This window comes from Bifidobacterium catenulatum PV20-2 (genome assembly GCF_000800455.1).
In the GTDB taxonomy this organism is placed as follows: Bacteria; Actinomycetota; Actinomycetes; order Actinomycetales; family Bifidobacteriaceae; genus Bifidobacterium; species Bifidobacterium kashiwanohense_A.
In genome coordinates this window covers 538,557-552,898 of sequence record NZ_CP007456.1, presented here as the reverse complement: position 1 = coordinate 552,898, position 14,342 = coordinate 538,557, and the positions used below count along the sequence as shown (strand labels likewise).

Annotated in this window: 12 protein-coding genes and 1 pseudogene; 2 read left to right on the top strand and 11 right to left on the bottom strand. The window is 55.7% G+C overall.

Annotated features, from left to right (window positions below):
* Positions 1-921 precede the first annotated feature (921 nt).
* The 4 genes from AH68_RS02315 to AH68_RS02305 all read right to left on the bottom strand — a co-directional run bounded on the left by AH68_RS02315 (position 922) and on the right by AH68_RS02305 (position 3,036).
* Positions 922-1,524 (bottom strand): transglutaminase-like domain-containing protein, encoded by a 603-nt coding sequence (locus tag AH68_RS02315; RefSeq protein ID WP_039197295.1) that lies wholly within the window; start codon positions 1,522-1,524, stop codon positions 922-924.
* Between the two features lie 51 nt (positions 1,525-1,575).
* On the bottom strand, positions 1,576-1,710 hold the full coding sequence (locus tag AH68_RS11140; protein WP_268871200.1) for a hypothetical protein: 135 nt from the start codon (positions 1,708-1,710) through the stop codon (positions 1,576-1,578).
* A gap of 244 nt (positions 1,711-1,954) precedes the next feature.
* On the bottom strand, positions 1,955-2,620 hold the full coding sequence (locus tag AH68_RS02310) for a DUF1129 family protein (RefSeq protein ID WP_039197293.1): 666 nt from the start codon (positions 2,618-2,620) through the stop codon (positions 1,955-1,957).
* On the bottom strand, positions 2,617-3,036 hold the full coding sequence (locus tag AH68_RS02305; RefSeq protein WP_236682432.1) for a PadR family transcriptional regulator: 420 nt from the start codon (positions 3,034-3,036) through the stop codon (positions 2,617-2,619). The genes AH68_RS02310 and AH68_RS02305 overlap by 4 nt, the downstream gene beginning before the upstream one ends.
* A 901-nt stretch (positions 3,037-3,937) precedes the next feature.
* Between AH68_RS02305 and ettA the strand changes: the two genes are divergently transcribed.
* Together ettA and AH68_RS02290 are read left to right on the top strand one after the other, a co-directional pair.
* Entirely contained in the window at positions 3,938-5,614 is a 1,677-nt protein-coding gene (ettA, locus tag AH68_RS02295; protein ID WP_003835634.1) for an energy-dependent translational throttle protein EttA, read from the top strand.
* A gap of 312 nt (positions 5,615-5,926) precedes the next feature.
* The gene (locus AH68_RS02290) at positions 5,927-6,841 is read left to right on the top strand and encodes an acyl-CoA thioesterase (protein WP_039197287.1); all 915 of its coding nucleotides are present in this window, start codon (positions 5,927-5,929) and stop codon (positions 6,839-6,841) included.
* 5 nt (positions 6,842-6,846) lie between these two features.
* Here the strand turns inward: AH68_RS02290 and AH68_RS02285 are convergent, their stop codons facing one another.
* The 7 genes and pseudogenes from AH68_RS02285 to tilS all read right to left on the bottom strand — a co-directional run bounded on the left by AH68_RS02285 (position 6,847) and on the right by tilS (position 14,339).
* Positions 6,847-7,398 carry a DUF3180 domain-containing protein gene (locus AH68_RS02285; protein ID WP_039197285.1) on the bottom strand — a complete coding sequence of 184 codons (552 nt, stop codon included), beginning with the start codon at positions 7,396-7,398 and terminating at the stop codon, positions 6,847-6,849.
* Positions 7,395-8,917 (bottom strand): annotated as a pseudogene (gene folK, locus AH68_RS02280) (2-amino-4-hydroxy-6-hydroxymethyldihydropteridine diphosphokinase). The gene AH68_RS02285 and the pseudogene folK overlap by 4 nt, the downstream one beginning before the upstream one ends.
* Positions 8,918-8,991: 74 nt before the next feature.
* On the bottom strand, positions 8,992-9,870 hold the full coding sequence (gene folP / locus AH68_RS02275) for a dihydropteroate synthase (RefSeq protein ID WP_039197284.1): 879 nt from the start codon (positions 9,868-9,870) through the stop codon (positions 8,992-8,994).
* Between the two features lie 87 nt (positions 9,871-9,957).
* Entirely contained in the window at positions 9,958-10,596 is a 639-nt protein-coding gene (folE, locus tag AH68_RS02270; protein WP_039197281.1) for a GTP cyclohydrolase I FolE, read from the bottom strand.
* Positions 10,596-12,698: an ATP-dependent zinc metalloprotease FtsH gene (ftsH, locus tag AH68_RS02265; protein ID WP_039197279.1), complete on the bottom strand. Its 2,103-nt coding sequence runs from the start codon at positions 12,696-12,698 to the stop codon at positions 10,596-10,598. The genes folE and ftsH overlap by 1 nt, the downstream gene beginning before the upstream one ends.
* On the bottom strand, positions 12,695-13,267 hold the full coding sequence (gene hpt / locus AH68_RS02260; RefSeq protein ID WP_039197277.1) for a hypoxanthine phosphoribosyltransferase: 573 nt from the start codon (positions 13,265-13,267) through the stop codon (positions 12,695-12,697). Before hpt ends, ftsH begins: the two co-directional genes overlap by 4 nt.
* Complete coding sequence (tilS, locus tag AH68_RS02255; RefSeq protein ID WP_039197275.1) at positions 13,245-14,339, bottom strand: tRNA lysidine(34) synthetase TilS; 1,095 nt, start codon at positions 14,337-14,339, stop codon at positions 13,245-13,247. Before tilS ends, hpt begins: the two co-directional genes overlap by 23 nt.
* Positions 14,340-14,342 lie beyond the last annotated feature (3 nt).

Here is a 14,342-nt window from a genome sequence, read left to right as displayed (position 1 = left end):
AAGGAGCCAGCGTTAGGAATTTTCCAAGCCTCTGAGGGCGTTCCTTCGGCGACCTCTTCCGCAAGCGCCGGCGATAAACAAATTCTCACATATGGTCGATGGCAGAAGCATGACCACTTCACCAGAACAGATGCAGACGAACCATGTTGGCACCATGAGATTCAACGGACCCGGGTATGACCGCCGACAAAGCGCGAGATCTGGCTCAGCAAGCACTGCAAACTTCGCGAAATGAAATCACCCATGACGATGTGGTGTCGAAACTCATGTGAGGCACGTGGTCCAAAATCGTCGGCAATGCCGAAACCACCGAGAAAACCGAACAACAACAGGCATTGTGGCGCGTTGCCGTCGGTGCTGCTTTCCTAGACGTTCCGCAAAACGAGTAGGAAAGACTGACTGTTGCGAGGAACCCCATGTATCTGCGTTCGGCGAGGAACAAGGCCGCCTATTTCGACAGCCTCTCGACAGTCTCCGAGCAGAAGCGCCGTGTCATCAACGCGTCACTATGTATCTGCTGTCTGGCGTGGACAGACCCCCCGGATGGTTCAATGCATCCGCATTGCGAGCCATATCCCGCGAATGACAAGCGATACTTGAGCAGCGTTCGGACGAAGAAAACGACTTCGGCGACACACCGAACGATCCAACCGTCGATAAGGCCGGACTTGAATACAATCTGTTCTTCTCCCAAAATTGAAATGGGCGGGAAGACATTTTTGAAATGTACCCCGATTGTTGGACTGAAGAAATTCAGATTCGATGATTGGAGGTGCGGTTCATTTTTAGGACTTTCCTGTTTTGATTGCCCTTTGGCAAAAACGGACGGGACCGTCAATGGCGGCGCATGAAATGCGCCGTTCATCTTGACCGTTGACTGGCTCGGCTGGCTTCGATATCTCCCTGATAAAACTAAATTTGTCAAATTCTTTCGGGCAACAAATGCAGATACATATATAGCGCATCTGTACTATTTTCAAGAATATTCATTGTCTGTGGTAACGGTTCAGCGTACACAATTTTATAATCCACCTCATCGTACTCTTTCCGAATGGGGAAAGCCAAACGTTCATCGTCAACAGAAAAGTCTGCTTGTACACCCTCTTTATTCCCTCTTGCATCTACACGAATCCATCGGTCAATGGATCTCAGATAAATGGCATTCAAGGCATGGATGCAGTATCCGCTTTCAGGCGTACTGCCTAACGTAAGCCTTTGATAGCATATTCCGGCAGGAATGCCATTTGCTCTTAATAGGGCGGCCAATAAATTAGATTTTGCCCAACAAATACCGACGCCCTCCCTTAATGCGTCTGAGGCTGTTGCCGTGACTCTTTTGTCTTGGACATCCCATGAATGCTTGATCTCATCTCTAACAAAATGGTAGGCGGCTTTTGCCAGTTCGATTTCGCCTTCAGTGGAGTCTTTTAGTTCCTTGGCTTTTCTTTGCACACTCGGTTCATTCCAATCGATATAGTGTGAAAATGCGAGGTATTGATTCATATCATCTTGAATATCAAGCATATAGCACCTCCGAAAATTCCGATTTACTCCGATTTACTGCTATCTTACTTTTTACACTGTTGCGGAGTCGTTGAGGTATGCCGCCAGCGCTTTGCGCAGCACGGCGGTCTTGGATAGGCATTCCTTCTTAGCCTTGACGTCGGCCACGGAGGCCATGCCCGACGTCAAGTAGATCTTGCATATCACCGACGCCCGCTGTCGGGCCGTTCCGAAAGTGGACGCCCGGCGAAGATGCCGTCCAAATCTCCTGTGGTGAGCGTCCTGCGGGGTGAATGACCTCGCCGACGAGCTGCGAGGTATGCTGTGCGTACAAGTCCGACGGTTCGGACCATTCATCGTTGCGTGCCATGTCTGCCCCTTTCGTTGTCATGCCAAGTTGTGGCTTCATCGACTTCAAGGCACCGGGGCTCAGCCTTAGCATCAATGCACGTTATTCGACGCGATAATCCAGAAACACCGCAAGCGCGGTGACAACGATGGTGATTGCCGCAAGCGTGAGCGCCGGCATTCGGAACGACATGGTGACGAAAGTCGATACAGCGGTTCCCGAGACCAGTGCCAGGACATACGCCACCAAGGACACCACATCGTGATTGTTGAATTTGCGATGGGCTTTCACCATGTCGAAGCTATGGCGCGAGATGTACCTAACCAAGCCCACCGCTGCCACGGCGTATATCGCAAAGGCGATAAGTATCCCGACACGAACCGGGACGTCCGGCAGCATGCCGCTCTTCCATCCATCGATGACGCCGATTATCAATAGCAGCCAACCCATCATTGCCATGATTCCGAACGCCAAATTCATCCAACCCAGCATCCGCTGCCAGGAGGACTCCGGCGCGATGGCCGACACGATGTCGTCGCAGAACGCGCGGTAATCGCGGCCGATGATATCCCTCGCGGTCTTCCCGCGACGGCGGCCGTCGATGAGCATGTCGATGATGTCGCGACGCACCTCCTGCCGCTGCATGTCGGTCAGGCTCGTGATCTCCAAGTAGCACTCGATGTCGGTCATAACGTCGAAATCCATCGGATCGATGCGATATTCCATCTCATTATTGATCTTCCGCAAACGGCGGGATGCTCTGCTCATGACGGCGCTCCTTTGCTTTGCTTGGGTTTCATTGCACCGTTGCCCGTGTCTCCGACGACGAACAGGTTCTGTACCGCGACGGACAGCATGCCGAATTCATCGCGGAAGCCCGCGAGTTCACCCAGCCCCTGCTCGGTGATGGTGTAGTACTTGCGCTTCGGCCCCAGTTCCGAGGCACGATAGGTGGCGGTGATGCAGCCGCTTTTCTCCAACCGCAGCAGCACCGGATAGATAGTCCCCTCGGCGACATCGCCGAAGCCGTAGCCGTTCAGCCGTTGCGAGATCTCGTACCCGTAGGTTTCTCCCTGCGCGATGACGGCAAGCACGCAACCCGCGATGACGCCTTTCAGCATCTGCGTTGGGATTCTCCCCTGCACCGTCTCTCCCTCCTTTTGCGATGCCACCGTTGCGCCCATCACAACTATCTTGCATACCAAGATACCACACGCTACTTTGCAATGCAAGATAGATGCAATCAGCGACCCGACTCATTGAACCATGAGAAATATATATTGCACATCCCTCGCAATGGTGAAAGATACTGCGCCACATGGGAACTGGTGATAAATAAATCCAGCTCGTCGCAAAGTTCTTTTCCTTAAGGCTCATGAGAGGTATACCGAAAGCTCGTGATGCGCGATTCCCCAATCTTTTCCGAGCGCACCCCACATATCCTTGCATCCAACCCACAGAAATCGATGCAAACGAGAAACTCACTGACTACAGATTTTTCATATTCGACTATCTTGACCAGCAGCCAGGATTCACCCTAGAAGAAGAAATGCATTTGGCAATGTCAATCGACAATCTTCAACGCCTGAGCCTGATAAAACTTAATTAGCAAGCTATACAACTCAACTATGATTACACAAAACTTTCCATGCATCCTATCATGCTAGATATTGCACAGCATCTAGATCAAGGAAGTCATCTCTCAATAAGGAAATTTAGGGTAGAGCTTACAAATTACGGGCAAGCATTAGTAAAATGCTGTTTTGCTTCATGACAGACAATCCTGTTGCATCGAGGATCCCCCTACACGTGATGACAGCATACAACAATCACGAATGCACCGCTATCAGAGCACACGTCGAATAGCCCACTGTTGCGGCATGACGATGGGATATGGGATAATCCACAAGGTGCTTTTGCGTGGACAGACACCGGGATGACACGGGAAAACAAACGGCGGATGACACAAAACGGGCCGTTCGGAACACCTCGTGGACGATTGTGCCATTCTTCATTTGCGTCATTACGGAATCAGGTCCAGCAAAACGTTGGAATTGCAACGATAAGACAGGATTGTAGATTTATATGGCTGAGTTTATTTACCAGATGATCAAGGCCCGCAAGGCTTACGGCGACCGTGTGATTCTCGATGACGTGACTTTGAGCTTCCTGCCAGGCGCGAAGATTGGCGTTGTTGGCCCGAACGGCATGGGTAAGTCCACGCTGCTGAAGATCATGGCCGGACTCGACACCGTGTCTAATGGCGAGGCTTCTTTGACTCCGGGTTATACCGTCGGCATTCTGCAGCAGGAACCGCCGCTGGATGACACCAAGACTGTTGGCGAGAACATCAAGATGGCGTTCGGCGAGATCGCGGAAAAGGTGGCTCGTTTCAATCAGATTGGCGAAGAGATGGCCAATCCGGATGCCGATTTCGATGCTTTGATGGATGAGATGGGCAAGCTGCAGAACGATATCGATGCTGCAAACGGTTGGGATCTTGATTCTCAGCTTGAGCAGGCTATGGATGCTCTGCAGTGCCCGGATCCGGATACTCCGGTAACGGTGTGCTCCGGTGGTGAACGCCGTCGTGTGGCATTGTGCAAGCTGCTGCTTGAGGCTCCTGATCTGCTGCTGCTCGACGAGCCTACCAACCATCTTGACGCCGAGTCGATTCTGTGGTTGGAGCAGTTCCTGCACCAGTACAAGGGTGCCGTCATCGCCGTTACCCACGATCGCTACTTCATGGATAACGTGGCTGAGTGGATCTGCGAGGTTGACCGTGGTCAGCTGTACCCGTATAAGGGCAACTACACCACGTACTTGGAGACCAAGGCCAAGCGTATGGAAATCCAGGGCGCCAAGGACGCCAAGCTCGCCAAGCGTTTGAAGAGTGAACTTGATTGGGTGCGTTCTTCTCCGAAGGCCCGTCAGGCTAAGAACAAGGCTCGTCTGGAACGTTACGACCAGATGGAGCAGGAGGCTCGTAACAACAAGAAGCTTGACTTCTCCGAGATTCAGATTCCGGCTGGCCCGCGTCTGGGCTCTACTGTGCTGGAAGCCGAGCATATTCACAAGGCATTCGGCGACCGCGTGCTCATCGACGATTTGAGCTTCACGCTGCCGCGTAACGGCATTGTCGGCGTGATCGGCCCGAACGGTGTGGGTAAGTCCACCCTGTTCAAGACCATTGTCGGCCTTGAACCGTTGACGTCTGGCTCGTTGAAGATCGGCGAGACCGTGCAGATCAGCTATGTGGATCAGAATCGTGCTGGCCTTGACCCGAATAAGAACCTGTGGGAGGCCGTGTCTGACGGTCTTGACTTCATTGAGGTTGCCGGCGTTGAAGTGCCGACCCGCGCGTATGTGGCGTCCTTCGGCTTCAAGGGTTCCGACCAGCAAAAGCTCACCGGCGTGCTGTCCGGTGGTGAACGCAATCGTCTGAATCTTGCTTTGACTTTGAAGCAGGGCGGCAACCTGCTGCTGCTCGACGAACCGACCAACGATCTTGATGTCGAAACTCTTGAATCGCTTGAAAACGCACTGCTTGGCTTCCCGGGCTGCGCTGTGGTGATTTCTCACGACCGCTGGTTCCTCGACCGTGTGGCCACGCATATTCTTGCATGGGAAGGCGATGATGAGAACCCAGCCAAGTGGTACTGGTTCGAAGGCAACTTCCAGGCCTATCAGGAGAACCGTGTCGCTCGTCTCGGCGAAGACGCGGCTCGCCCCCACCGTCTCCATCGCAAGCTAACGCGCTAAGCCGTTAAGCAGACAGTCCTGTGGACAGTCTGTAGGCTTAGCCTGAGTGAGGCGACAGCCGAAGGAAGGCAACAATGAGCCTTGCGAAGCAAGTCCATCATTGCAGGGCCGGTTAACCCCGTATTTCAGTAAAGCGCCGTGCTTCGTTACGAAGTGCGGCGCTTTGCCGTATGTGAATCGTTGACGATTACCTGCCGTTCACGCTTCTCACGCATTCGTTACAAAACAATCCGGCGGAATTTACCGCCCTTGCGTAGACTCGAATCCGGAATGAAGCGTTACCTATGCGACTCAAAAGAATCGAGGAGTGTCATGACAGAAACGGCAATCACACCATTGCAACGGTTAGCAAAGGTGCTTCAACTGGGCACGCCGTCCATGTACCGCAACCACACGTACGTGAATGGTGAAAGCCTGTATTTCCCCACTGGCCGCGTGTATGGCGGTCAGGTGATTGCGCAGGCTATGATGGCCGCGTCCAAAACGGTGTCGCCGTCTCGCCTGCCGAATTCGATTCATGGCTATTTCATTTCTGCCGGTGATATTCGTCAGGATTTGCTGTTTGATGTGGAGAGTCTGCGTGATGGCCGCTCGTTTTCAGCTCGTCGTGTGAATGTCACGCAGGCTCAGGGTTCGATTCTTACCGCCATCGTCAGTTTCCAGGAGCAGGGTCAGGAGGGTGTTGAGTTCGCCGATCCGATGCCGGAAGGTGTACCGGAGCCGGAAACATTGACCAGTGCGAAGCAGATTATGGAACCATTTGCCGAGAAGTCTTCGTTTGCCAAATATTATGCGGAAAAGTCGCCGTTCGACATTCGTCATGTGACGCGCACGATCATATTGGGTGCCGATAAGAAGAGCGCCAGCAATGATTCCGGCAAGCAGATGGTGTGGATGAAGGCTGATGGCACGGTTGATGTTCCGCAGGTTATGCATCGTGCGATGCTGGCGATGGGTTGCGATCAGGTGATGTTGGAGCCGGTATTACGTCGCGCTGGGTTGAGTATTGCCACGCCTGGTATTTCGTTTGCTTCGATCGATCATTCGATGTGGTGGTATCGCGATATCGATATCAATCAGTGGCATTTGTATGTGCAGGATACGCCTACTGCAGCTCACGGCCGTGGCTTAGGTCAGGCGAAAGTGTATACGCAGGATGGCGAGCTTGTCGCCTGCATGACCCAAGAGGTGATGATTCGCGTTCCCGAGGAGAATCTGAAGAAGTGAGGTAATCAGACTTTCGATTGTGTCGCTGATTTGGTAGCCGCGGCCGCGTAACGATTGCGTTGCGTGGCCGTTTTCATTTTCGGGCTTTCCGGACCGTCGATTGGTGGGATTTGGCACAGCCACTCCCCCGTAATACCGATGATCATATCGGCTATGCATACGATTGCCGCGATCGCGCATTCGAGTATGGCTTGGCTGTAGAACGTTGCTTCGCCATGTGGCAGGCTCATGATGAGCTGCCCACCATACCAGCCGGCCAACGCCGCTCCTGCCACGCCCAACGCTTTGCACGACACCAGTGTGGAGAACGCCTTCTGCGGGTCCAAAGGTTTCAGCTGCGCGCGTTTTTCGGAATCTGTGGTGGTGTATTTGTGGATCTGCAATGCCATATACAGCACGACGAATCCCAGAATCGCCAACACCACGGGCACGATCCATGGAGCGCCGACCAATGGCAAACCTGAAATCTCGCCATATTTCGCCAATCCTATACCGGCCAGCAATCCTAATGCGGCAGCAAGAACGTAGCACCACCAAGGGGTTCTGCGCGCTTTCATAGCGTACCTCCGATGATCCAATTGTCGGTCAGCAGTCCCACTTGCGCGGTATCGGGAGCCATGGCCAGCAGGAATGATACCGGATCCTTGCCTAGTCGCGCATCGGGATCCATGTCAAGCCATGGCGCAAGCACTGCGGCATGGTTGCGTGCGGTGGGCCACGGCACCTTGCAGTCGGGTTCGTCGCACGTCACGCCTTCCATGTCGATAAGGTCGAGATCGAGGTCTTCGCCGACGGAGGCTTCCACATTGCCTAATGCTTCAATCAGATCATGGGCGCCCATGCGCGTGGAAATCTGGATTACCGCGGCCATTTTGTCGGGGAGTCCGTCGAGTTGGCTCACATGGTAGAGGGGTGAGATGCCCTCGACTTGGTTGCCGGGAATGCCGTCCAACGTGACGATGGCCATGCGGAACTGCTGTTCGGCATCGGTTGCTGGACTGTCGAGTGAGATCACCGCACGTTTCGATGCGGGTTCTGGCTGTGCAGAAGCGAGTGCGGCCGCTTTGGCTGCGGCGGTTCCTTCCGGCAGATCGCTGGAATCGATCGCATCATACGCTTCGCCCATATCATCCGCATCGCCCGCATTATTGGCATCGCAGGCAAGGTCGTCGGTACCGTAGCCGGTCGGGCTTTCTACCATCCAATCATCTGCGATTTCGTCGATATGGTCGCGATCGGTCGATTCATGGAGGAGTTGAGCCACGGAACCGGCATGTTCGCCCGGCAGTTTGGCATCGGGTTCGAGTGCCAGCCACGGCCCCAGCACGAACGCACGCTGCCACGCACGGGGGTGAGGCAGCGTCAGGTCCGGATCGTCGCTGCTCTGACCGTCAAAATCGATGATGTCCAGATCAAGTGTGCGTGAGGTCCAATGGTCGGTACGCACTCGACCATGTTCGGCTTCGATGCGCTGCAATCCTCGCAACAGCTCCATTGCCGATAGCTTGGTGGTCACGGAAACAACCGCATTGTAAAAGTCGGGGGTACCATCGGGCATGCCCACGCATCGGTACGGTACAGCGGCGAAATGCCCGTAACCTGAGTGGACGTCAGTCCGTCGATCGAACGCACCGCGTCACGCAAGGTGGCCACTACATCGCCCTGATTGCCACCCATGGCAATGATGGCATGATGCACTTGCGATGCAGCCGAAATTGTTTCACGAGAACGTTCCACGGTTACGCTCACGTCGTCGAATGGCACTACGATTGGCGCACTCGGCTTATGCACGGTCACTTGCGTTTGTGCCACGGCAGGATATTCAAGAATCATATTGGCGATGCGATCCGCCAGTTTTTCAATGAGATCGACATGCTCGCCTTCGATGATGGCGACTATTCCTTTGGCGATAGCACCGTAATCGACGGTGTCCCGCAGGTCGTCGGAATGCCCGGCTGGCGCGAGATCAAGAAACAACGTGGCGTCGACGACAAACGTTTGCGCACGCTCATGTTCGAAATCAAGCACTCCGTGTTTGCCGACCGCGCGAACGCCAGTCAATCGAATCTGATCCATGCCAGCCTTTCTTTGCATATCCTAAGAGTTCCAGTGGTTTACGGCGTTGCGATATCTGCGCTGTCGGGCGCGTATCAGTCGTTAGCGAAAGCACACCATGCATTGCCGATCGCCACCGCGTCGCGGCTTTTCTCCACGTCATGCACGCGCACGGCCCACGCTCCATGTTCGGCACACAGGGCGCTGATGGCAGCGGTTGCATTGTCTTTGCTATCCATGTCTGGCTCGTCGATACCGGCATCGGCAAGCGCCGCGCCGACGAATCGTTTGCGCGAAGCTCCGATCAGCACCGGATACCCGGTGGCGTTGAACCGCTCCAATGCCACCATCAGCGGGAAGTTATGTTCGACGCTCGGTTTGGAGAATCCAAGACCCGGATCGATGATGATCTGTGACGGCGAGACGCCTGCCTGAAGCACGTCGTCGACCTGCTTCATGAGTTCGTCATACACGTCATCCACCACGCCATTGGCGTACACGGACGTATCCGCGTCAGGCACGTCGCCTGCAGAGCCGGCAAGCCAACCGCGCCAATGCTGCACAATGTAAAGGCTTTCCGCGTGTTCGGCCACCACATGGGGCACTTCGCGGTCCAGCCGACCGCCGGACACGTCGTTGATGATCTGCGCACCATGCTCCAACGCCATGCGAGCCACCGATGCGCGCGTAGTGTCGATGGACAGCACCGCGCCTTCCGGAATCAGCGCGTCCACGGCACCTAGCACGCGGGTTTGCTCGTCTTCCTCGCTGACGCGTTTGGCTCCGGGGCGAGTGGATTCGGCACCGATGTCGATGATGTCAGCTCCATCTTTCATCATCGCCTCGCCGTGCGCTTTCGCATTCGCAGGATCGAGCCACAACCCTCCATCGGAGAACGAATCCTCCGTAATGTTGAGCACGCCCATCACCAGCGTACGGTCACTATCATGAATCGATTTCATATCAATGGTCATCCGGTTTCCCCTCCTATATCCGGTTATTGTTATTTACGATTCGACTTCACCAAGTCATGTCAGCGGCCAAGCTGTGCCATACGTCGCTCACGCATGCTGCGACAGAATCAGGCTCATGGCTTCGGCTCGCGTCGCCGCGTCTCGCATGCAGCCGCGTACCGCCGATGTGACCGTACGCGATTGCGCTTTCTTCACGCCACGCATGGCCATGCACATGTGGTCGCATTCGGTGACCACGATCACGCCACGTGCTTCGATACCTTCCATCAGCGCGTCGGCCACCTGTTGGGTGAGACGCTCCTGCACTTGCGGACGGCGGGCATACAGTTCCACCAGTCGTGCAAGCTTGCTTAAGCCCGCCACTTGGCCGTTCGATGGAATATAGCCAACGTGGGCCACGCCATGGAACGGCAACAGGTGGTGTTCGCATACCGAGAAGAGTTCAATATCGCGTACCAGCACCATTTCGTCGGTATCGACTTTGAACTTGGTTTTGAGCACTTCCTCAGGGCCGTGTCCAAGGCCTGCGAACAGCTCCTTACAGGCACGCCCAATACGATCTGGGGTGTCGAGCAGGCCTTCACGGTCCGGGTCTTCGCCAATGGATTTTAAAAACAGGCGTACTGCCTGGCGCACGCCTTCCTCGTCATAGCCGACAGGCCCGGCCGCATGGGCGGCACGGGCCTTGTCGTCGAAGAGGGTATCGAATGCTTCGGTATCGCTCATCAGTTGGTCAATCCTGCGCTTTTCTTCAGGGATTCGGGAATCGGAACCGGCGGAATGTCGGAATCCGGGCGCTTGCTGTCGCTCAGCCACACTTCACGCTTCGGCGCCTTCTTGACATTAGCGAAGATTTCCGCGAGTTCCTTTTCGTTGAGGGTTTCCTTGACGAGCAGCTGACGTACGAGCTCATCAAGAATCTCACGATTCTCGTTGATGACATTCCACGCCTCAGTATGCGCGGTTTCCACCAGTTTGAGCACTTCCTCGTCGATGATTTCGGCGGTGCGTGCGGAATACTTGTGGTTCAGCGATCCAAGTTCGCTCTGCTCATCATCAGACCACTTGATGGCACCCAACTTGTCGGAGAAGCCGTAGTCGAGCACCATCTGACGTGCGATGTTCGTCGCCTTTTCGATGTCGTTGGAAGCGCCGGTGGTCGGATCATGGAACACGACCTCCTCCGCGGTACGACCGCCCATGGCGTACGCCATTTGGTCGAGCAGCTGGTTACGCGACATGGAATAGCGATCTTCCGTCGGCATCACCGCGGTGTAGCCGAGCGCACGGCCACGCGGCAGAATGGTGACCTTGGTGACCGGATCGGTATCGTTCATGGCAGCTGCCACCAGCGCGTGACCACCCTCGTGGTATGCGGTGTTGCGCAGTTCGTCGAGCGCCATGCCCTTGGAACGGCGCTTCGGCCCCGCCTGCACGCGGTCGATGGCCTCATCGATGGCGCGGTTGTCGATCAGCTGCGCACCGGCGCGGGCGCACAACAATGCGGCTTCGTTCAACACATTGGCCAGATCAGCGCCGGTAAAGCCCGGCGTACGCACGGCGATCATACGCAGATCGACATCAGGCACGAACGGCTTGCCCTTGGCATGCACCTTCAAAATAGCCTCGCGGCCTTCCAAATCAGGCGCTTCGACGGCTACCTGACGGTCAAAACGGCCCGGGCGAAGCAGTGCCGGATCAAGCACGTCGGGGCGGTTGGTCGCGGCGATGATGATCAGATTGGTGTCGTTATTGAAGCCGTCCATCTCAACTAGCAGCTGGTTCAGCGTCTGCTCACGTTCGTCGTGGCCGCCGCTCATACCGGAACCGCCACGCTTACGACCGACGGCATCGATCTCATCGATGAAGATGATGGCCGGAGCGTTCTTCTTGGCCTCATCGAACAGATCGCGCACACGGGATGCGCCAAGGCCCACGAACATTTCCACGAAGTCGGAGCCTGCCATGGAATAGAAAGGCACACCGGCCTCGCCTGCGATGGCTCGTGCCAGCAACGTCTTGCCGGTACCTGGAGGGCCGTAGAGCAACACGCCACGCGGGATGCGGGCACCCAAAGCCTTGTAACGAGACGGATCCTTCAGGAAGTCCTTGATTTCCTCGACTTCCTGCACGGCCGCCTCTTCGCCGGCCACGTCGGCGAACTTGGTGGTCGGGGTCTGGCCTTCGAGCAGCTTGCCGCTGTTCTTCTTGCCGCCCATACCGAACATGCCGCCAGCACCGCCCATACGGCTCATCATGAACCAGAACAGACCAAAGATAATGAGGAACGGCAGCAGCGAGGTCAGCAGATACGTCCAAATGCTGCTCTGCTGCATGGTCGCCGTCCAGCCCTTGACCGGATCGGCCTTCTGCACGGCCTTGACCACGGTTGCGGACTGCGCGTACGTGTAGTAGAACTGCACGTTTTTGCCGTAGTTCTTCATACGCCCGGTATCAGGGTCGGTAGCGGAGTAGTCGCTCTTAAGCTTGAGCTTGACCTGCTGGGTGTTGTCTACGATCTGCGCGTATTCAACATTGTTGCCGTTGAGAATCTGCAGACCATCCTTGGTGTCGATGGTCTGGGAACCGGTTCCGGCGAAAATCTGGAACATGGTCACGGCAAGCAATGCCACAACCACAACCCACAGCCATGGAGACTGCCAGAACGGACGCGGACCGCCATTGGATCCATTGCCGTTGGACTTGTCACCCTTGCCGTTGTAATCGTTGCCATTGCCGGCGTTATTGTTGCGTCCAAACGGATTGGTGAACGGGTTATTGCCGCCGCCGTTGTTATTCGGCGACTGGCCCGGACCAGGAAAACTCATGCCTGACCTCCTTCATAAACTTCCGGCTTCAGCACCGCGATCGAATCAAGATTGCGGTATCGCTCGTCATAATCCAAGCCGAAACCGACCACGAATTCATCGGGAATCTCACGTCCCTTATATTTCACAGGAACATCCACCTTACGGCGCGCCGGCTTTTCCAACAGCGCAAAGATCTCCACGGAAGCGGCACCACGGCTCCTAAGCTCATCGACGAGCCACGCCAACGTGACGCCCGAATCGATGATGTCTTCCACAATAAGCACGTGACGACCGCGAACATCGGTGGACAGATCCTGCCGCACGGTGATCTTGCCGCTCGATTGAGTGCCGGAACCGTAGCTCGACAAGCTCATGAAATCCATCTCCGCGTGGATGCTCATGGCCTGCGAGAACGCCGCAAGCGTGTTCACTGCGCCCTTGAGTACGCAAACCAGCAGCGGGTTCTTGCCACAGTAGTCTTCACTGGCCTGGGCTGCGGCATGGTTGATGATGTCGGCAATCTCTTCTTTACTGATCAGCTCGTGATCAATATCTTCTTGTACGTCAGCGATTCGCATGCCCACCATCTTGGCACACGCGAATGACGTGTTTCTGGCGATATGCTGAATATCCGCTGGGAAGATTCACACCTTTCTGGCCGTGCCAGTCGCAGATCAACCTGTCGATCCCTTCAACCTGCCGTGCCATGCACGAAATGCCTGCTTCTGCAAGCGAGCGCACAATCACCCGTCTTCTGATGGCTATATCTTGCGATTGCAACGCACGCACGTCGATGATTATCTCGCCGTTGTTCACGGTTACGCCTTGCTCGCACACGCGTTGCGCCACATCGTCAAGATATGCGCGATCGTCTTCGGCAAGCCTCGCTCCAAGCGCAAGTCTCGACACGACGTCACTTCCCGCGAACGATTCAAGATATGGCATGAGATCGTGCCGGATTCGGGATCGCAGCGGATAGTTCGCGGGAAGAGGCTCATTTCCGCCCGAATACCCCACATCCGGCCCATTTGTGGGATCGTCCCACCAAGCAAGCCGCAGATCCTCGCAGATGCCAGTGGTTTCTTCGCGGGTCACATTCAGCCACGGGCGTAGAAAACGCACCCCGTCTCGCATAAAGGAACCGTTCATACCGCAAACCGCATCGAGGCCCGCGGAACGCAACAAACCGATGATCACGGTTTCCGCCTGATCGTTTTTCGTATGAGCCAGCAGCACGGCCGAAGCGTCGGAGCATGCGTCGACAATCGCATGGTAGCGCGCTTCACGCGCCGCCGCTTCAACACCGATGCCGCGGGAGTCGGGCACGTCAATCGCACGAACACGAACTGGGTCAAGACCCAACGCAACGCAACGATCGGCGGTTGCCCGCGCAACACCGGCAGAGCCTTGCTGCAACTGGTGGTCGATGATGATCGCCCCGCATCGCAATCCCAACGAAGCGCATGTTTTCGCAGCAACTGCAGCCAACGCCATCGAATCGCGGCCACCGGAACAGGCCACCATAATCAGAGGAGCGTCCGCATCGGGCGTGTGCTCGCCATGACGGGCGAATCGGGCATCCTGCAATCCCAATCCGGCCGATTCCAGCGCGACCCGCAACTCGCCGACACCCTTACGCAAACGAGACGAATACACCATGGC